The organism is Enterococcus sp. E5-37 (genome assembly GCF_035726925.1).
GTDB classification, from domain to species: Bacteria; Bacillota; Bacilli; order Lactobacillales; family Enterococcaceae; genus Enterococcus_B; species Enterococcus_B faecium.
Genome location: NZ_JAPMLG010000002.1, coordinates 214,239 through 234,454, shown reverse-complemented (window position 1 = coordinate 234,454; position 20,216 = coordinate 214,239). Strand labels below are relative to the sequence as shown.

At 38.0% G+C, this 20,216-nt stretch carries 14 protein-coding genes; 11 read left to right on the top strand and 3 right to left on the bottom strand.

Annotated elements, in window-relative coordinates; genetic code table 11:
- Positions 1–116: 116 nt before the first annotated feature.
- The 4 genes from hisS (at position 117) to OS138_RS02665 (ending at position 6,326) form a co-directional block, all read left to right on the top strand.
- Positions 117–1,409, top strand: a complete 1,293-nt coding sequence (gene hisS, locus OS138_RS02680) for a histidine--tRNA ligase (RefSeq protein WP_002289103.1) — start codon at positions 117–119, stop codon at positions 1,407–1,409.
- A gap of 14 nt (positions 1,410–1,423) precedes the next feature.
- A complete protein-coding gene (aspS, locus tag OS138_RS02675) occupies positions 1,424–3,193 on the top strand; it encodes an aspartate--tRNA ligase (RefSeq protein WP_325069655.1) in 1,770 nt (589 codons plus the stop codon).
- Positions 3,194–3,301: 108 nt separating this feature from the next.
- Entirely contained in the window at positions 3,302–4,177 is an 876-nt protein-coding gene (locus OS138_RS02670; protein ID WP_002293644.1) for a YitT family protein, read from the top strand.
- Between the two features lie 265 nt (positions 4,178–4,442).
- Positions 4,443–6,326, top strand: coding sequence for an acyltransferase family protein (locus OS138_RS02665; protein ID WP_002303199.1), 1,884 nt, complete (start codon positions 4,443–4,445; stop codon positions 6,324–6,326).
- Between the two features lie 74 nt (positions 6,327–6,400).
- On the opposite strand, the gene OS138_RS02660 is transcribed toward OS138_RS02665, so the two are convergent.
- Both OS138_RS02660 and OS138_RS02655 read right to left on the bottom strand, forming a co-directional pair.
- The gene (locus tag OS138_RS02660) at positions 6,401–6,685 is read right to left on the bottom strand and encodes a GIY-YIG nuclease family protein (protein WP_002304776.1); all 285 of its coding nucleotides are present in this window, start codon (positions 6,683–6,685) and stop codon (positions 6,401–6,403) included.
- On the bottom strand, positions 6,675–7,409 hold the full coding sequence (locus tag OS138_RS02655; protein WP_002299374.1) for a tRNA1(Val) (adenine(37)-N6)-methyltransferase: 735 nt from the start codon (positions 7,407–7,409) through the stop codon (positions 6,675–6,677). Before OS138_RS02655 ends, OS138_RS02660 begins: the two co-directional genes overlap by 11 nt.
- 128 nt (positions 7,410–7,537) lie before the next feature.
- Here OS138_RS02655 and OS138_RS02650 point away from each other — a divergent pair, with 128 nt between their 5' ends.
- The 4 genes from OS138_RS02650 to OS138_RS02635 all read left to right on the top strand — a co-directional run bounded on the left by OS138_RS02650 (position 7,538) and on the right by OS138_RS02635 (position 15,822).
- Positions 7,538–8,161, top strand: a complete 624-nt coding sequence (locus OS138_RS02650) for a lysophospholipid acyltransferase family protein (RefSeq protein WP_002288956.1) — start codon at positions 7,538–7,540, stop codon at positions 8,159–8,161.
- Between the two features lie 191 nt (positions 8,162–8,352).
- Positions 8,353–9,474, top strand: a complete 1,122-nt coding sequence (locus tag OS138_RS02645; protein ID WP_325069654.1) for an exonuclease SbcCD subunit D — start codon at positions 8,353–8,355, stop codon at positions 9,472–9,474.
- 6 nt (positions 9,475–9,480) lie between these two features.
- A complete protein-coding gene (locus OS138_RS02640; protein ID WP_325069652.1) occupies positions 9,481–12,609 on the top strand; it encodes an SMC family ATPase in 3,129 nt (1,042 codons plus the stop codon).
- An 18-nt stretch (positions 12,610–12,627) separates the two neighbouring features.
- The gene (locus OS138_RS02635) at positions 12,628–15,822 is read left to right on the top strand and encodes a DEAD/DEAH box helicase (RefSeq protein WP_325069651.1); all 3,195 of its coding nucleotides are present in this window, start codon (positions 12,628–12,630) and stop codon (positions 15,820–15,822) included.
- Positions 15,823–15,967: 145 nt separating this feature from the next.
- Here OS138_RS02635 and OS138_RS02630 read toward each other — a convergent pair whose 3' ends face one another.
- Positions 15,968–16,675 (bottom strand): HAD family hydrolase, encoded by a 708-nt coding sequence (locus tag OS138_RS02630; protein WP_325069650.1) that lies wholly within the window; start codon positions 16,673–16,675, stop codon positions 15,968–15,970.
- A 764-nt stretch (positions 16,676–17,439) separates the two neighbouring features.
- On the opposite strand from OS138_RS02630, the gene spxA reads away from it, so the two are divergent.
- The 3 genes from spxA (at position 17,440) to OS138_RS02615 (ending at position 20,048) form a co-directional block, all read left to right on the top strand.
- Complete coding sequence (gene spxA / locus OS138_RS02625) at positions 17,440–17,838, top strand: transcriptional regulator SpxA (protein ID WP_002296384.1); 399 nt, start codon at positions 17,440–17,442, stop codon at positions 17,836–17,838.
- A 331-nt stretch (positions 17,839–18,169) separates the two neighbouring features.
- Positions 18,170–18,823 carry an adaptor protein MecA gene (locus OS138_RS02620; RefSeq protein ID WP_087626400.1) on the top strand — a complete coding sequence of 218 codons (654 nt, stop codon included), beginning with the start codon at positions 18,170–18,172 and terminating at the stop codon, positions 18,821–18,823.
- Between the two features lie 226 nt (positions 18,824–19,049).
- Positions 19,050–20,048 (top strand): competence protein CoiA, encoded by a 999-nt coding sequence (locus tag OS138_RS02615; RefSeq protein ID WP_087626401.1) that lies wholly within the window; start codon positions 19,050–19,052, stop codon positions 20,046–20,048.
- Positions 20,049–20,216 lie beyond the last annotated feature (168 nt).

Sequence of the window (20,216 nt, the reverse complement as noted above, 5' to 3'; positions counted from 1 at the left end):
AGGAAAGAGAAATCTTTCAAAATTAGGTGGTACCGTGTATGAATTTCATTCACCCTTGTTCATGATGAACAAGGGTGATTTTTTTATTTACATAGCTAAGAAAGGGAGAGAAAACTATGAGTTTCCAAAGACCAAAAGGAACAAATGATATTTTGCCAGGCGAATCAGAAAAATGGCAGTTTGTCGAAGAAACAGCACGTTTATTATTCAGAGATTATCAGTATAATGAAATGCGTACACCGATTTTTGAACACTATGAAGTGATATCCCGAAGTGTAGGGGATACAACGGATATCGTTTCAAAAGAGATGTATGATTTTTATGACAAAGGGGAACGCCATGTGACGCTTCGACCAGAAGGTACAGCACCAATCGTTCGTTCTTTTGTTGAGCATAAATTGTTCGGCCCAGAGTATGCGAAACCGTTCAAAACTTTTTATATGGGACCAATGTTTCGCTACGAACGCCCTCAAAAAGGACGGTTACGTCAATTCCATCAAATCGGAGTAGAAGCATTTGGATCAGAAAACCCTGCAACTGATGTGGAGAGCATGGTGATGGCACTTGATTTCTTCAAACAGTTGGGGATCACGCAAATCCGGCTAGTCATCAATTCATTAGGTGATAAAGAAACGCGTCAAGCCTATCGTCAAGCGTTGATCGACTATCTTTTACCTTTTGAATCAGAGCTGAGTGAAGACTCTAAACGCCGCCTTCACGAAAATCCATTACGCGTATTGGACAGTAAAGACAAACGAGATCAAAAATTTGTGGCAGAAGCTCCATCTATCTTAGATTATCTAAGCGAGCCTGCTCAAAAACATTTTGATACCGTTGTTTCCATGCTGGATGCATTGGCTGTTCCTTATGAAATCGACAGTAATATGGTTCGCGGACTAGATTATTACACACATACGATTTTTGAAATCATGAGTGACGCACCAAAAATGGGGGCACAAGCAACGATTTGCGCAGGCGGACGTTATGACAATCTAGTGGAAGAACTAGGTGGTCCTTCAACACCTGGCTTCGGATTTGCAATGGGTATCGAGCGATTACTCTTGACTATGGAGGCAGAGGAAGTAGTTATCCCTGCATTTAATGAGTTGGATGCTTACGTGGTCGCACTCGGAGATGAAACAAATATCGAAGCATTGAAAGTGGTCCAAGCGATTCGAAACTTTGGTTTTTCAGCTGACCGCGATTTCATGAACCGTAAAGCAAAAGCGCAATTTAAGACAGCAGATAAAGCGAATGCCAAATTAGTATTGGTGATCGGTGAAGATGAGCTTGCTAGTCAAACGATTAATGTCAAAGCAATGGCAAGCCGAAAAGAAAAAAGTTTTCCATTAGAAGAGATATATGAACATTTTGATGAAGTCTATGATGAAATGACTTTATTCGAGTAGGAGGAAAAAAATAAATGGCACAAAGAACGATCTATTGCGGATTAGTTTCCGAACAACAATTAGAACAAACAGTTACATTAAAAGGATGGGTACAAAAAAGACGAGACCTTGGGGGAGTAATCTTTATCGACCTACGTGATCGTGAAGGAATCGTTCAAATCGTCTTTAATCCTGAAATCAACAAAGAAGCATGGGAAATCGCGGATAAATGTCGCAGTGAATACGTGATCGAAGTGACTGGGGAAGTTAGAAGACGCGGAGAAAATGCAGTAAATCCTAAAATGGCCACTGGTGAATTCGAAGTGATTGCAAGTGAAATCGTGATTTTGAATCAAGCAAAAACCCCGCCATTTCAAATTGAAGATGATCAAGCAATCAGTGACGAAATACGTTTGAAATATCGTTATTTGGATCTGCGTCGTCCAAAAATGACTAAAAACATCAAATTAAGAAATGCGACAACAAAAGCGATTCGTCATTATTTAGACGATAATGACTTTCTCGATATCGAAACACCTTACCTAGGGAAATCTACACCAGAAGGCGCAAGAGACTACCTAGTTCCTTCACGTGTCCATGCTGGACATTTCTATGCGTTGCCGCAATCTCCTCAATTGTTTAAACAATTGCTGATGAATGCTGGATTCGACCGTTATTATCAAATCGTTCGTTGTTTCCGCGATGAAGATTTACGTGGAGACCGTCAGCCTGAATTTACGCAAGTAGATATTGAAACAACGTTCTTAACAGCAGAAGAAATCCAAACTTACACAGAGGAATTGATTGCGAAGGTAATGAAAGAAGTTCGCGGTATCGAAGTAACATTGCCATTTCCTCGTATGACCTATGATGAAGCAATGGCTCGCTACGGCAGCGACAAACCGGATACACGTTTTGACATGGAATTGATCGATCTAAGCGATACAGTCAAAGAAGTAGAATTCAAAGTCTTCCAAATGGCTCTTGAAAACGGCGGTGTCGTGAAAGCATTGAATGCTAAAGGCGCTGCAGATCGCTACTCACGAAAAGACATGGATCAGTTAGGTCAATATGTAGGACAATTCGGAGCTAAGGGACTTGCATGGCTGAAAGTAGAAGAAGACGGATTGAAAGGTCCAATTGCTAAATTCATGGGAGAAGCAACAGAAGCAATCATTAAAGCAACAGATGCAAAACCAGGTGACTTGCTGATGTTTGGCGCAGATAAAAGTGAAATCGTCGCTGCTGCATTAGGTGCTATCCGGACACGTTTAGGAAAAGAATTAGGACTAATTGATGAATCGAAATTCAATTTCTTATGGGTAACTGATTGGCCACAATTTGAATTTTCAGAAGAAGAAGGTCGATATGTCTCTGCTCACCATCCATTCACGATGCCAAAAGAAGAAGATATCCCGTTATTGGCTGAAGACCCTGCAAAAGTCTATGCAGAAGCTTATGATATCGTCTTGAACGGTTATGAACTAGGCGGAGGTTCTATCCGTATTCATACTCGTGAGCTTCAAGAAAAAGTACTAGAAACTCTAGGCTTTACAAAAGAACAAATGGAAGAACAATTTGGTTTCTTGTTAACAGCTTTAGATTACGGATTCCCTCCACATGGCGGTATTGCATTAGGATTGGACCGTTTTGCAATGTTATTAGCCGGAGAAGATAATATTCGTGAAGTCATTGCCTTTCCTAAAAACGGAAAAGCAGCCGATGTGATGAGTGATGCACCAAGTATGGTTTCGCCTTTACAATTGTTCGAATTGAATATTGATGTAACGAATATAGAAGAATAGCCGATAAAAAGGCAAAAAGGATTTGTCGAATACGCTTCTTTTGACAACCTTGATTTAATTGAAAAACACTTTATAATGAAGCCATAACATATAAAGCGGGGCTTTTCCATGAAAAAAACATTCGAAAATTGGGCTTATCATGATTACACGACCAAGCTTTCGGTATCTATCGTTTATGCGTTGATCGCATCAGTTGCATTGAATTTCTTTTATCAGCCAGGACATATTTATTCAAGTGGTATTACTGGTCTAGCTCAGATTTTGACGACTTTGTCAAAATCACTGATAGGATTCGAAGTACCGGTATCAACAACTTTGTATTTACTGAATATACCTTTGTTTGTATTGGCGTGGTTAAAAATCGGGAAGAAGTTTACAATTTTCACTTTTATCACAGTCACTTTGACCTCCCTTTGTATCCATATTTTACCGGAAACAGTCCTATCTACCGATCCAATCATCTGTGCGTTGTTTGGGGGGGCTGTGATGGGACTAGGTATTGGGCTAGCGTTGAGAAACGGCCTATCATCGGGCGGTCTAGATATCGTGAGTATCACGATTCGTAAAAAAACAGGAAAGTCGATTGGTTCTATTTCGATCTACTTCAATGCATTGATCGTTTTTGTTGCCGGAATTCTATTTGGCTGGCAATATATGTTTTACAGTACGTTGTCTATTTTCGTCAGTGGAAAAGTAACTGATGTCGTTTATACTAAACAAAAGAAGATGCAGGTAATGATCGTAACGAAACATCCAGAAAAAGTAGTAAATGAAATCCAAAACTGTATGCGTAGAGGGATCACGATCATCAATGAAGCAGAAGGTGCTTATAAGCATGATAAGCAGACAGTATTGATGACGATCGTTACACGATACGAACTGCCTCTACTTAGAGAAGCAATGAAAGCTTCTGATCCACAAGCTTTTGTAAGTATTGCAGAAAACGTCCAGATACTTGGTCGTTTCTATGAGGATGGCATTTAGATCGAGTTTGACAAAAATTCATGAAATACTGCTGTAGACAGACGTTTGTTTGTCTGCAGTTTTTTTCTACCATAGTAGAATCAGCAAAGAAAAACTGCTTTTTTATTTGAAATTTTCTTAAAGTTGAAAAAAAGCATGTTTATTTTTTTAAATTTATGGGATGATAGAAAAAAATAGTAGAGAAAGGACACGATTCTACTTGCTATTTTCACTTAATACCCGTATATTACGAATGAAAAAAGTTTATGAAAAGTTGGAATATTGAATGGAAAAACAAAAAAGGTTAAAAAACAGCCGCTACATCACTGGGTTTGATGGGCTCCGTTCATTAGCTGTGGTGGGTGTTATCTTCTATCACCTTCTGCCAACTAGTATGAAAGGCGGCTATTTGGGCGTTCCGATTTTTTTCGTCGTATCTGGTTATTTGATCACGGATCTGCTGCGGCAGGAATGGGAACAAAATGGAAAAATCAATATTTGGCAATTTTATGTCAGAAGAATGAAGAGACTCTATCCGGCACTTGTTTTTATGCTTGTGACAGCTTCGGCTTATATCACTTTGTTTCAGCGAGGGCTGTTAAACAATCTTCGAGGAGTTGTGGTCAGCAGCTTACTGTATGTCAACAACTGGTGGCAAATCAATAACGGTTTATCTTATTTCGATCGATTTGCTAATGAGTCACCGTTTACGCATATCTGGTCTTTAGCAGTAGAAGGTCAAAACTATTTGGTTTGGCCGATCTTATTTGTATTGTTGATGGTATTTGTTCGTAAAAGAAAATGGATCTTTTATACTGTGTTAGGTACATCCTTCCTCTCCGCCATCTTGATGATGATCTTGTATACACCAGGAGGCGATCCAACCCGTGTTTATTACGGTACCGACACTCGTCTGTTTTCTATATGGTTGGGAAGTGCGCTTGCGTTTGTTTGGCCAAGTACGCGTTTAAAGAAAAACATCCCGAAACAAGCGAAAAATATTCTGAATATCGCTGGAGGAATCTCGCTTTTGGCACTGATTCTTTGCTTCTTCTTTTTAGATGATCATTACAATTTCATCTATTACGGAGGAATGCTCCTAGTGAGTCTGTTATGCGTAGTGCTAGTTGCAGTGACAGCACACCCTGGAGCAAGTTTGAATCGATGGCTGACCAATCCAGTATTTACTTGGATTGGTAAACGAAGCTATGGCATTTATCTGTATCAGTTTCCAGTTATGATTTTTTATGAAGCAAAGGTGACTGATATTGCCGATCATGTTTTGTTGCATACTTTAGTGGAAATCACATTGATTCTAATCATCAGTGAACTTTCTTATCGATATGTGGAGCGTCCGCTAGCACGTTTTGATTATGGTCGTACATTCCAAGTGATGAAAGGATGGTTCAGCAAACCGATCATCAGTAAGAGCAAACCATGGGTTGTTCCAGGCACATTACTTGTAGCAATTGCACTCGTTGGTTTCGTTACGGCACCGAAAAACGCTGTAACAGCCGATCAAAAACAACTGCAGGCAAAAATCGCTGAAAGTAAAAAATTAGCAGAAGAAACCAGAAACAATTCAGAAAACACCACTAGTTCGGTTGACCAAGCGATCCTTGATAAGTACGAGTTGTCCAAGGCACAAGGGAATAAGGCACAAAAATTAGAACTAACGGCATTTGGTGATTCAGTTATGTTGGATGCTGCAACGGATCTACAAGAACTTTATCCAAAAGTAGTGGTAGATGGAGATGTCGGACGACAATTATATGCCAGTGTACCGTACATTGAAAAATTAAAGGAACAAGATTTGTTGAAAGACACTGTTCTGATTGGACTAGGAACGAATGGCTCATTCTCGGAAGCTCAGTTTGATAGTGTGATGGATGCAATCGGTGATCGAAAAGTATACTGGGTCAATGTCCGAGTACCGACGAAGCGCTGGCAAAATGACGTGAATGCGATGCTTGAACAGATGACGAAAAAATACGACAATATGACGCTGATTGATTGGTACAGCTACAGTAATGACCATAGTGACTGGTTTTATGATGATCAAGTCCATCCAAATCCTGAAGGGATGACACATTACATTCACTTAGTCAGCGAAGCCTTGCTAGGAGGAAGTTCAAGTACGAACAGCAGTGAGACAAACGTGACAGAATGATAGCTACAAAAAACTTTAGGCAAAAACATTTGTTTTTGCCTGAAGTTTTTTTATATTTATCGTGTTTTTAACATTCATATAGATTCAGGAAGCAAAACGGTTGAGTGTGTCTGTAAATAACGTTCTTTTTGTTTTCGGGTGAGTTTTTTGAATGCAGCTTCTGCTTTTGTTGCTTCGCTTCTTGAAGAAAATACTTCTGCATGGATCATCTTAACAGGTCTTCTTTTTTGAAGACGAGTATATTTAGCACCAGTACCATTGTTATGTTCCTCTAATCGTCTAGAAAGATCGGTTGTATATCCACCATAAAATGTCTGATCTTTACAGAATAACACGTAAAAATAATGTTCATTTGCCATAGAGCATCTCACGAATCTCTACAGTGTATTCTCCATCCATATTGTAAGTGATCAATGGTGGAGCGACTTTGAATCCGTCTAATTTGCCTTCTTTGATTCCTTCAACTAACAAAATATTTGCCTCTTTTCCAGGTTTTGGGTAAACAAATTGGATCCTTTTAGGTGCAATTCGATAGTCTTGCATGACCTGAATGATTTCTAAAAACCGATCAGGACGATGGACCATAGTAAAGCGTCCATTTGTTTTTAGTAGCTTACTTGAAATATCGATCACTTCTTCTAACGTCGTATGGATCTCATGACGGGCGATTGCCAGGTGTTTATTAGGGTTCGTTTTATTTGTTGGCAGCCCTTTGAAATAAGGTGGATTACAGACGACTAAGTCACAAGAATTATGCCGAACGACAGATAAGCTGTCTTTCAGATCGATGGTGTGGACAGTCATTTGTTCATTTAAATGGTTAAGCGCGATACTACGTCTTGCCATGTCTGCTAGACGAGGTTGAAGTTCGATAGCGTCGATAGCCGCCTGGGTTCGTTTACTTAAAAAAAGTCCAACTGCGCCATTTCCTGCACAAAGGTCAACAATCTTCCCTTTTTTAGGTACACGGGAAAAGTGAGCAAGCAGCACAGCATCTAAAGAAAAAGAAAACACTTTGGAACTTTGGATAATCTTGATATCTTCTGCGTATAATTGGTCGATTCGTTCGTCTTCGTGAAGCATGGATTCCCTCCAAAATGAAAAAAATAGTCGTCTGTATTATACTATTTTTATTAAAAAGAACCAAGGTGGCTTGTCAAACCTCTATTTTTTATGCATACTATGACCATAAGAAGGGAAAGGAAGAGACTATGTTTTATCGATTTATGCGCGGGGTAGTTCGAGTACTATTAGCCTTAGTTAATGGAAATGCCCGCTATGAGAATAAAGAAGTTTTACCGCAAGATGAGAATTACATACTAGTTGCTCCCCATCGTACTTGGTGGGACCCATTATATCTGGCGGTAGCTGCAGCACCCAAGGAATTCAGCTTTATGGCAAAAGAAGAACTGTTCAAAAATCCAGTTCTGCGATTTATATTAACTCGATCCAATGCTTTTCCAGTTAAAAGAGAAAATCCAGGACCAAGCGTCATTAAAACACCTGTAAAGATTTTGAAATCGACAAATTTGAGTTTGATCATGTTTCCCAGTGGGACAAGACATGCTACAGAACTTAAAGGCGGAATGGCATTGATTTCCAGAATGTCTAAAGCGAAAATCGTGCCAGCTGTATATCAAGGTCCGTTGACACTTGGGGATCTGTTCAAGCGTCAGAGAGTGACAGTGCGTTTCGGCGAACCAATCGACTTATCAGATATCAAGAAAACGGATAAAGAAGGTATGGCGGAGATCGAACGACGAACACAAGCAGCTTTTGACAAATTGGACAAAGAAGTGAACCCTGATTTCAAATATGAAGTCAAAAAAAAATAAAATGATAAGTTTATGCGTGGGCGGTCTTTTGAATCTACTGTCCTGTTCAGTTCAGACTTTTTCAATGAAAACGAGGGAGAGACGTCAAGTCTGCCCTCTTTTTGCGTTCCAATATGTAAAATAGAAGACAGGTGTCATGTAATGGATCAAAGTGTTATAATAATTAGAAGGACATTTTTTGAGGTGATTGAATGCGTTTTTTACATACAGCCGATTGGCATATCGGAAAAAAACTACAAGGTTATGACTTGATTGAAGACCAGCGTCATGTACTATCTTCTATACTAGATATCGCGAAAGAAGAAAAAGTAGAGGCAATCGTGATTTCCGGAGACTTATATGATAGGAGTGTCCCAGCTGTTGATGCCGTAGAATTATACAATGAATTGATGGTCGATTGGAATTTAAAGGAAAAGATCCCGATTTTTGCTATATCAGGAAATCACGATAGCAGTACGAGACTTTCAGTGGGTACGCCATGGTTCAGTTATTCGAACTATTTTTTGCGAACACAGCTAGCAGAAGCATTTGAACCAGTCGAGTTTAAAAACGTACAATTTTTCTTTCTTCCTTACTTTGAACCAATTGCAGCGAGATTATATTTTGAAGATGACAATATCCGAACGATCAAGCAAGCGGTAGCCAAGGTGATAGATAAAATGCAGGAGCTATTTGATTCAGAAAAAAAACAAGTATTGATTAGCCATTTTTTTGTAATGGGAAGTGTAAAATCTGATTCGGAAACGAAAATCGAAGTAGGCGGGTTGGATTCGATCCCTGGTGAACTACTTACACCGTTTGATTATGTAGCACTAGGACATTTGCATAATCAAGCTGCTTTGAGACAGGATAATGCTCGCTATAGCGGTTCCCCATTGAAATTCTCTTTATCTGAGATCAACCAAAAAAAAGGCGTATGGATCGTTGACCTGACAACAGGCCTGGAGTTGAATTTTAGGGAGATCGAACCCCTGCATGATATTGAAGAAATAACAGCGAGTTTCAAAGAATTGCTGGATCCTGCCTTTTATCAGTCCGTCAATCGGGAGAATTACATCTATATCTATCTCACTGATAGAACGATCATCCCGAATATGATGAACCAGCTTCGGCAAATATATCCTCGTATTTTGGGGATTGAACGGGCAAACGGTCGAGCAGAACAAACAAAGCGCAAACGAAAAGTACTAGAAATGAAAGATCCTCAAAAATTAGCAGAAGCATTTTTTAGTGAAATGACGGAAGAGCAGCTAACTGCAAACCAAGAAAAATGGCTCGGAGAAACGTTGCAAGAAATCATGGAAATGGAATGATCAAGAATGAAACCGAAAAAATTACAACTTAAAAATTTTGGTCCTTTTATCAATGAGACCGTAGATTTTTCACGTTTGACAGAAGCACCGCTTTTTTTGATCAGCGGGAAGACAGGAGCTGGCAAAACGACGATTTTTGATGGGATCACCTTCGCACTTTTTGGTGAAACTTCCGGAAGACTTCGCTCTGGAAAAGAGATGCGTTCTTTGTTTGCTACACCAGACGAAGAAACAAGCGTGACTTTTTCTTTTGAACATCAGCAGATGAGCTATGAAATCGAACGAAAACCAGAACAAGTTTTAGCAAAACGAAAAGGAAACGGAACAAAAAAACAGGCAGCCAAAGTAACGTTGACCATTTTTGATGGGAAAGGAAAAGAAATCAAACAAATCACAAAACGTACAGAAGCAGATCAGTTGATCAGAGAACTGATGAATCTCGATGCGAAACAGTTTTCTCAAATCGTTTTACTACCCCAAGGAGAATTCCGTAATTTTTTGGTTTCATCAAGCAGTGATAAAGAGACTGTTTTACGTCATTTATTCGGTACTCAATTTTTCCAACAGTTCAATGAGCGATTAAAAGAAAAAGCAAAACAACAGCAACAAAAATTGGATCATTTAGAGCAAGAGCTGCATCTTCTGCAAAAAAGGTTTGTTTTAGTCAAAGAAGAGGAACCAGCAGCAGGGTTTGAAGCCGTTTTAGCCCAATGGACAAACCATCAGGCAATACTCGAAAAACAAATCACGGAAGAAAAAGAAGCTCTAACGGAACTTCAGGAAAAACAAAAGCAACTAGAAAATTCCTACTATCGTTTTGAAAGCTTGAAAAAAAGTTATGAAGAAAAAACGATATTAATAAACAAGCAAAAGGAATTAGCTGCTCAAAAAGACGAAATAGAGGAAAAGAAACGATGGATTGGGTATTATGAATTTACGCAACGATTAGTCGAACCAATCCAGCGCCTACAAGAAATAAAAGCTGAAAAAATAGAACTGTCACAAAAAAGTAGTGAGCAAACAAAGAAACTAGCGATGACTACGCAGAATTATGAAGAGTGGCAAAAAAATGAAGCAAACCGCGTACGCCGACAAACAAAAATCAAAGAAGCTGCTCAAAAACTGCAAAACAAACAGATGATGGTGCCAATTGTCGAATCCTTACGTAGTAAAAAACAAGACGCAGAACAATTAACAATTTCATTGGATAAAGAAGAATTGAATGCCGAGAAGCTGTATCAAAATCTCGCTATCTATCAGGAAAGAACTCGAATTCTTCAAGAAAATTTACTGGATCAGGAAAAACTGCAAGAAGATCGTCTTGCTTTTGGACAGTTAAAATATCTAGATGAAAAGCAGCAAGAAATAGAAAAACAAAAAGCAAAAGACACTGGGTCGCTCGCACAGATAAGAGAAGAACTCAAAAAAGCAACTGAAGAAATAACAAAAAATAGTCAGCTATTGAAAGAACAGACAGAACAAGCAGAACAGCTGAAAAGCCAATGGGCAAAGCAGCAAATTGCTCGTCTTCAGCTTTTTTTGCGTCCAGGGGAGCCATGTCTTGTTTGTGGATCAACAAAACACCCCATACAACAATCAAAACACGAACAGCCAAATAAGGAAGATATCTTAAAAGTAGAACAACAACTGGCAGAAGCTGAGTCTGCTGTAGAAAGAACTCAGCAAATCATTGCCAAAAGTGAAGCACATGAAAATAATCTTCAACAACAATTATCAGATTTAGAACAAAAAATCATGGCAACGAATATACAATTGGCTGAACAAGAAGAACACTTGCAACAGGCTTTGAAAAAGGCATTTCCTGAGATAACAGAACAAAAAACAAAAACAGCTCTTGTAGTAATCGAACAATCTTTAGATAGACGAAAAAGCAAGATGGCCAATACAAGAATAGAGCTGGAAGAAATAAGACAACAAGCAGAAAAGCTCGAACAACAATTAGCTGTCTACAAACAGCAGCAGACAGAAAAAAATAATCAGCTCCAGCAACTGCAAGGAGAAATCAAAAGTTTAGAACAACAATTGCAAGATACGGATAGTAACTGTTTAGAAGAGGAGATACGACGACTTGAAAAACAGTTAGAAAAAGACTCGAATCAACTAGCTGTTGAGCAGAAAGCAGGAGTGCAATTGTTGCAAGATCTTCATACGCTTCGGACACAGCTTGATCTTCAACATGAACAAATAGAAAAAATAGATGAAAAAATAGAAAAGGAACAAGAAAGAATAGCTAAAAAGTTAGAAAGCCAGTCGTATTTTTCAACAATTGAAGAAATCTGTGCATTTGCACAACAGCAAGCACAATATAAAGAAAACCAACGTACAGTTACTTCTTATCATGAAGCACAATTAGTGACAGCTGACCGGCTGCGTCAATTAGAAAATATCCAGCTAACTGAGACATTCCCAGATACAGAAGAGATCAGCCAACAGTTAGAAGAGATAAGACGTATGATCGAAATAAAGCAAGAAAAGATATACGGTTTACAAGAACAAAAAATTAGTAATCAGAAAATCTACGATGAATGTCTTTCGATTTATCACACAAGCCAGACGAAATTAGATGAGCTTACGCAATTACAGCAGCTTTCGCAAACATTCAACGGAGAAAATCCTAAGAAGACTAGTTTGGAACGGTATGTGCTTCAGGTTTATCTTCAAGAAGTGTTACAAGTAGCAAATGATCATCTCCAACGTTTAACGAAAAATCGTTATCAATTTGAGCTAGCGGATACCATTGGCAGTTATCGGGGGAAAACCGGATTAGAAATCAATATCTATGATGATCAGGCAGGTATGTCTCGAAGTGCGCATACCCTGTCTGGCGGTGAGAGTTTTATTGCAGCACTTTCTTTAGCGTTAGCTCTTGCCGATGTGATCCAGACACAAGCTGGTGGTGTAGCAATCGATGCATTGTTTATTGATGAAGGATTTGGGTCATTAGATGAAGAAGCTTTGGAAATGGCAATGGAAGCTTTAGAAACGATCGAAAGTGAAGGAAGAATGATTGGCATCATTAGTCATGTAAGAGAATTGAAAGAACGAGTATTACAACAAATAAGAATTGATACAGAAGGTAGCGGACAAAGCAAAATACGCTATCAACTTGGATAAAAAGGGAGATTGGTAACTATGAAATGGAGTATTCCAGAAAAAGTCATTGCACGTGGACGTCAATACTTGCAAGAAGGCCGAGTGTTATCGGTTGTCCCTGACCAAGAAGAAAACGTGTGGCATGCAGAAGTCTTGGGCAGTGAATTGTATATGGTTGATTTGGATGGTACAGCAAAAGAGATAGATTACTGCCAATGTCCCTATTGGGAGGAACATAAATATTGTAAGCATACAGTTGCTGTGGAACTTTATTTACGGTCGAAAAATCTATCTCGTATCATGAAAAAAGACCAGCCAATGCTAGAACCGGTAAAAGCAACAAGTGAGGGAGAAATCATTGCAAAAGGTTTTTCTCGTCTAAAAACACAAAACAATCCTCAAGCGGTGCAACCTTTGATTATTGAATACCAAGTAGAAACGATTGAGACTAATCAGTATCACCCAGAGCTTTCTATTTTGGCACTTTACTTGCGTATCGGTTCATTGGCATCACCGAAAAAAACATATATCGTAAAAAACATCTATGATTTTTTACAAGCTTACGCAGAAAAAGAAACTTACACTGTTAATAAACAGTACCAGTTTCGTCTAGATAAACGGGCGTTTCAAAAAGAAGATCAAAAAATACTCACGCATCTTGCAGGAAGTGCTCAGACGCATCAATTATTAGGTACGAACGGCTTACAAGTCAAAGGAAAACTAGATAAAAGATATCTGCTTCTCCCAGTAGAACAAGCCCGCTTCCTGTTAGAGCAGATGAATCAGACTACACGTTTGCATCTGCAGATAAATGAACAAAACGATCAAGGAATACAATTTTCCGATCAAAACAAACCTTTATCATTCAAAGTGGAAAAATTTGGAGAAGATTATTTGCTGCAAGCATTGAATGATTTTGATTTTTTCTTTATGCATTATCAGTGGGGAGTTATCCAAGGGACATTTTATTCTCTGACGAAATATCAACAAACGGTTTATCAAACTTGGAAACAATTGATTCGCCGATTGGAGAAACCAGAAGTAGTGTTCAAGAAAAAAGAATTACCGTCTTTGTTTAAAGAGATTATCCCTCTGCTTTCAGAGATCGGCGACGTAGCTATTGCCCCTGCAGTAGAAGAGGAAGTAGCAGATATCCCCGTCGAATTTATTTTCTTTTTCCGAAAAGCAAAAGGAAAAATCCAAGCTCGAGTCGATTTCGTCTATGGCGAAGTCATCTATTCGACTGACCCGAAGCATGAGGCCTCGACAGATCAGACTTTTCAGGTGTTACGTGACACAGTAGAAGAGAAACGAGTACTTGATCTATTCAGAATGTATCGCTACCAGAAAAATGAAACTGGTTATGAACGTCCATTGCCAAGCGGGGAAGAACTATATGCATTTTTCCGCACAGAACTATCTGTCTTCCGTCAGTTTGGTGAAGTCAGACTTGGAAGAAAATTGCGAGAGTTGTATTTAGATGCGCATAAACATCAACCGAAAATCGAAGTAACCGAGACCGGTTCATGGCTCGATATTCGATTCGATGTGACAGGGATAGAGGAGCAAGAAATCGATCATGTCCTGCAAAGCTTGCTGAGAAATGATGCTTTTTATACATTAGAAAATGGTCAGGTTCTTTCTTTTGATTCAGAAGAATTTCAACAAACAAGCCAAGTGTTGCAACAATTACGGGAATCGATACGTACAGAAGAAGGAACGATCCATGTACCTAAAAATCAAGGATTGATCATTCAAAATCAATTGGAAAAAAGCAATGCTACTTTTAGTGAATCGTTCCAAACGATGGTACAAGATCTCATTCATCCAGAAAGATACCAGGCACAGCTTCCCAAAGGATTGAATGCAACGATGAGAGATTATCAAAAGCAAGGTTTTCGATGGTTGAAGATGTTAGGTCATTATCAGTTTGGCGGTATTTTAGCCGATGAAATGGGACTTGGGAAAACACTACAGACAATTGCCTTTTTACTTTCGGAAAAAGAAGAACGGAAAAGCTTCTCTGCTTTGATCGTAGCGCCAGCGAGCTTAATTTACAACTGGCAGGCAGAGGTGAGAAAATTCGCCCCTTCTTTGAGTATCCAAGTAATCAATGGGAATAAAAAAGAACGTGAAGAATTACTGGCTAAAGACACAGATATCCGAGTGACTTCTTATGCCAGCTTAAGACAAGATCTAGCTAATTATCAGTCGCAAAAAATTGATTATTTGATTCTTGATGAGGCACAAATGGTCAAAAATAGCAGTACGAAAACTGCACAAGCATTGAGGGAATTAGCTGTACCTCAGCGGTTTGCACTGAGTGGGACACCAATCGAGAATAATTTAGAAGAATTGTGGTCATTGTTTGCAACGATTATGCCAGGATTTTTCCCGACTAAAACAAAATTCAGGGAACTTGCCGCAGAAGAAATTGCGCAAATGATTCGACCGTTTATTTTACGGCGAGATAAACAAACTGTGTTGAAAGACTTGCCGGAAAAAACAGAGATGAATCTATATTCTGCACTTACAGAAGAACAAAAAACTGTTTATTTAGCTTACTTGCGTCAAATGCGTGAAGAAATCACATCAATGGATTCTGAAGCATTCAAGAAAAATCGGATCGGGATACTTGCTGGTCTGACAAGACTGCGACAAATTTGCTGCGATCCTCGTCTGTTTATTGAAGATTACCAAGGCGGTTCCGGCAAGCTCGATCAAGTAAAAGATCTACTGGTAGCTGCCAAAGAGAACAAACGAAGAGTTTTGCTGTTTTCTCAATTTACAGGGATGCTGACTATCTTGCAAGAAGAGTTAGCCGAGCTAGGGATCTCGACATTTTATTTAAGAGGCAGTACGAAACCACAAGATCGGTTAAGTATGGTAGACGCATTTAATGCTGGCGAAAAAGATGTTTTTCTGATTTCCTTAAAGGCTGGGGGAACTGGATTGAATCTCACGGGAGCAGATACGGTCATCTTGTATGACCTTTGGTGGAATCCTGCCATTGAAGAACAAGCTGCTGGACGTGCACATCGGATCGGACAAAAAAATGTGGTAGAAGTGTGGCGTATGATCTCTGAAGGAACGATTGAGGAACGCATGGATTCACTCCAGCAAGAAAAACGCGAACTGTTCCAAAAAGTGATCCAAGGTAATGAAGAACAGTTGACGAAACTGACTGAAGAAGACATCCGCATGATTTTAAGTGTAGGAGAAATCGAGGAGTAAGAGACTCGAAAAAGCGTTCAGTAATGGGTAAGAAAGTCTTTCTAAAGAAGCGATTGTTTATTTGATTTAAAAAATAGCAAGGAGGCTGGGATTCCATTTTATCCCAGCTTCCTTGCTATCATTTTTTTATTTCTATTTTTAAAGGTTATACAAAGATTGTCTTCATTGTCTCTAACAGCTGATCAAAAGAAGAAATCTCGATATCGCAAATTGGAGTTTGTTCAATTTTGCGTTCTCGATGGTTGAACCAAAGCGCTTGCCAGTTAGCACTTTTTGCACCTAGAACATCATTGTCGTAATTATCGCCAACGTATAAGGTCTCTTCTGGAAGCATATGAAATTCTTTCTCAGCCAGCTGAAAAATCTCTTTTTCTGGTTTTTGGAAACCTGTTGCTTGAGAAATGAGCATATTGCGGGAAGGAATCCAATTGTTCAATTGAAGTTGCTTCAGTTTTTTTGTCTGATGGTCAGTCGGCCCATTTGTGATAATTCCTAATGGGACATTCTTTTCCTTCAAGAAATCGAGGGTTTTTTTGACCTCCTCATGCAAGCAGATATTATCAAGTTCTTCCTCGTAAATTTTTTGAAATAAGAGGCCATCTTCTTCCGTAATATGAGGGTAGTCTAAATCTTTTAGTGATTGGCTGATCCGATGTGCTCGCATATATTCTAGTGTCCAATCTCCTGCCATTACTTTTGGGAAGTTTTCATCACTATGATGGCGGAACCGGATATATAGTGGATGCATATCTGCATCTGAAACAAGCGGAACGACTCTTTTGACCGCGTTTCGAAATGGCTGCTGCTGATCATACATCGTATCATCAATATCAAACACAACTGATTTAATCAAAATTTTACACGCCTTTCGGTTTTCATTGATTTTTTCACAAATCCTTGACTATTGTAACAGAAAAAATTGTCTAAAAAAGCTGATAAATAAAGGTTTTTCTTACTATATTTCTATTTCCTTGACAGAATAAGGTTTTTATATTTCAGTTTTTTTCACTAAAAATCGTGAAACACGTCAATAAGTTTGATGAACAAATTAATCATTATGGTAGAAGTCGATTGATTTATTTTAATGCAATCTCTGTGGAATTTTCGAAAGATTTATTTTTTTAATACAGTCTCAATATAACTATTCAAACATAAAATAACGTTATTTGATTTATTTGTTTATAGTAAATTTTATTTAGTAATCATTGCTTTAAAATACTACGCTTATATAACAGAGAAAATAAGCGTTATAATAAAGAACAGTATTATTTAAAATGACAGAAAACATTACTATTAAAGAAATAAAAAACATAAAAAATCTTAAGAAATCGGTTTCATTTAGCTTTTGAGATAAAATAATAGTACAGTTTTATACGCTGTTTCATATGTTTAGAAAATTTGAATTAGATTTGAAAACTCTAATTTTTAAATGATAAAAAAAGCGAGAATGCTGGTTTTACTGTATATTAACCTTAGATAACTTTCATTTTTTTAAAAAAATTATGAAAAAAAGGTAGCTATTTAAAAGTTGATTATGTATAATAGAAACAGATGGGAGATTATTATGATCTTCTGTTACAAAAAAGTGATTCTTATCACGAAAAGGAGTGGTGCACGTTGTTAACATTATATACTTCCCCAAGTTGTACTTCCTGCAGAAAGGCTCGTGCGTGGTTGCAAGAACATCAGATTCCATTTGTTGAACGTAATATTTTTTCAGAACCATTGAACAGTTCTGAATTAAAAGCGATTTTACAAATGACAGAAGACGGAACAGAAGAAATCATCTCGACACGTTCCAAAGTATTCCAAAAACTGAACATGGATTTAGATGATCTGCCGTTACAAGAATTATTGGAACTTGTGCAAAACAATCCTGGATTGCTTCGCCGTCCAATCATGATTGATGATAAACGTCTGCAAGTTGGTTTTAATGAAGATGAAATTCGTCGGTTCCTACCGCGCGATGTACGACAATTAGAATTACGTCAAGCACAATTGATGGCTGGATTATAGAAGGATAATACGAAACTTGGAAAAGACTATTACAAAGATAGTTTTTCCAAGTTTTTTTGTTTTTACAAAAAGTATTCTTGATTAGATGTATAAAAAGGTAATAGAAGATGATGATTGCGCGAAAAATAGAGAGGAAAAATTAGCTGAAAAGTCGGCTATATAGTATTCGTCTGCCAAAAATGTTATAGTTAAATAAGATAGCTTGAAAGGTTGAAAAATCCGCTGGTTTTATTAAATTCACTTAACAGCGAGATTTTTTTTCTTTACATTTAAGCTGATTTCGCTACAATGAATCTATATTAAACATTGTGGCAAAGTGAGGTGTAGCAAAATGGAAATGGAACATATTAATGAAAATACGATCCGTGTACTAATTGGTCATGAAGATTTAGAGGAACGGGGCGTTTCATTTTTGGATTTACTTGGCAATCACAAAGAAATCGAAAATTTCTTTTATAGTATTTTGGAAGAAGTTGATATCGAAGAGGAGTTCCGAGGAAGCGAAGCTGTCACTTTCCAAGTTTTGCCAAAAGGAGACGGATTAGAACTGTTTATCAGTAAAAATCTTCCGGATGAAGAAATTTCTCAATCAGAAGATTCTACTGTTAATTCAGAAGATGTGAGTGACTTTCTTCGTCAGCAGATTATTGGCAGCGATCCGGAGGAAGAATTATCTGGAAGCGCCCTAGAAGAACAGGAAAGACAAGCAACTTTTGCTTTTGAAGATTTTGAACAAGTGATCCAACTTGCAACAGATGTCGAACTAGAGTCTGCTTGGACTGATTTGTATTTATTCGAAGAGCGCTATTACCTAGTCGTTCACTTCTGGATGGAAAATCTCAACCAAGCGGATGTAGAGAATCAGATTGCTCGAATTTTGGAGTTTGCTGAAAAGAGCGATCGTACACCAGAAACATTGAATGAATATGGAAAATGTCTGATGGCGCGTAATGCTATCGAGCGAACGAAATTTTATTTTGTATAAATCAGCATTATAGTAAGAGACTGCGACAAAAATTGTGTCGCAGTCTTTTTTTCGTATAAATAGTGTTCAAAAGCTTGCATCTGCGGTAACAAGCCCAACCAAACGAAAAATATTGGGAACTATTTTTGTTTAGCTGTTCTTATTACTTGATGCAGAATAGCTTTTTCACGCCCTCTTTTTTCGTATAAATAAATTCTTAGACGTAAATAAGTTCAGAGGGAGAAAAATGCTGCTTGCAATGAATGAATATAATAAGTGCTGTTTTGCTAAACATGCAGAAAAAGGAAAGAAATATTATTGTCGTGGCTGTCGAAAAAGAGTGATTTTGAAAAAGGGAAAGAAAAAATGTGCTCATTTTGCCCATCAAAAATCAGATAACTGTTCGGTCTTTAGTGAAAGAGAATCAAAAGAGCACTTACAGTTAAAGGAATGCTTCATGGATTGGCTGGGACAGTCAGTAGAACCAGTATTTTTGGAAGCCTATTTGCCGAGGTTGCGGCAAAGGCCGGATATTTTGTTGGCGAATCTAGCAATAGAAATCCAATGTTCTAGACTGTCTCACCAGAGATTTATTGAAAGAACCCAAAATTATTTGAATAACAGTTACCAAGTATGGTGGATACTTGGGAATTCTTTTTTTGGACAATCGCAATTCTCATTGATAGAAAAAAGTTGCTGCTACTATAATAGAAAAAGAGGAGTGCATTGCTGGAAAGCTGATCTCAAGAAACAAAAGCTTTATTTGTATCATCATATTACAGAGACTGTATCAGGGCATATTTCCTTTTGCAGTAGCTGCTGGACTTTTTCTAGTAGGGACCTTAAAGAAATATTCACTAGTAACGAAATTAAAATGAACCAAATGAAAAAAATAGAAAAAGTGAGTGAAGATGGGAAGAAATGGCTGACACGCCAACTTATTCACAAGCAAAAGAATACAGTATCCATACAAGAACAATGCTACTTGCGTCATAAACATCTTTTGCATCTATCATCGTGGATCTATCAAAAAAGTCGGTTTTTCTTTTATTTACAAGAACAGGTTTTTCTTTATCGAATGTTGTACGAAGAAGCCTTGGAAAACCAGAAAGTTCCTGATTTCAACTCATGGCTTTGCCAAATAAAAGAACATAAAAGGGAATGGCTTTTTCCTATGATTGATGAAGAGATGGTCTATCAGCAGTTTTTTAACGAATGCATACACTTGTCTTCTTTGAAAAAATAGTAAGTATAAAAATAGGCTAGGAATCGGTTTTCTATGTAAAACAAGATTTAGTTATGCTAAAATTGATGGAAGCAGACACATGAATGAGTAGAAAAGTTAGATGCTGTGACATGTGGATGTTAGACTATGATCTATTTTGATAGATAGAGCTAAGGGAAGAAAAGGAGT

Bases quoted from the DNA above. Each gene is read 5' to 3' on its own strand.
- hisS (WP_002289103.1), top strand. From the start codon at position 117: ATGAGTTTCCAAAGACCAAAAGGAACAAATGATATTTTGCCAGGCGAA.
- aspS (WP_325069655.1), top strand. From the start codon at position 1,424: ATGGCACAAAGAACGATCTATTGCGGATTAGTTTCCGAACAACAATTA.
- OS138_RS02670 (WP_002293644.1), top strand. From the start codon at position 3,302: ATGAAAAAAACATTCGAAAATTGGGCTTATCATGATTACACGACCAAG.
- OS138_RS02665 (WP_002303199.1), top strand. From the start codon at position 4,443: ATGGAAAAACAAAAAAGGTTAAAAAACAGCCGCTACATCACTGGGTTT.
- OS138_RS02660 (WP_002304776.1), bottom strand. From the start codon at position 6,685: ATGGCAAATGAACATTATTTTTACGTGTTATTCTGTAAAGATCAGACA.
- OS138_RS02655 (WP_002299374.1), bottom strand. From the start codon at position 7,409: ATGCTTCACGAAGACGAACGAATCGACCAATTATACGCAGAAGATATC.
- OS138_RS02650 (WP_002288956.1), top strand. From the start codon at position 7,538: ATGTTTTATCGATTTATGCGCGGGGTAGTTCGAGTACTATTAGCCTTA.
- OS138_RS02645 (WP_325069654.1), top strand. From the start codon at position 8,353: ATGCGTTTTTTACATACAGCCGATTGGCATATCGGAAAAAAACTACAA.
- OS138_RS02640 (WP_325069652.1), top strand. From the start codon at position 9,481: ATGAAACCGAAAAAATTACAACTTAAAAATTTTGGTCCTTTTATCAAT.
- OS138_RS02635 (WP_325069651.1), top strand. From the start codon at position 12,628: ATGAAATGGAGTATTCCAGAAAAAGTCATTGCACGTGGACGTCAATAC.
- OS138_RS02620 (WP_087626400.1), top strand. From the start codon at position 18,170: ATGGAAATGGAACATATTAATGAAAATACGATCCGTGTACTAATTGGT.
- OS138_RS02615 (WP_087626401.1), top strand. From the start codon at position 19,050: ATGCTGCTTGCAATGAATGAATATAATAAGTGCTGTTTTGCTAAACAT.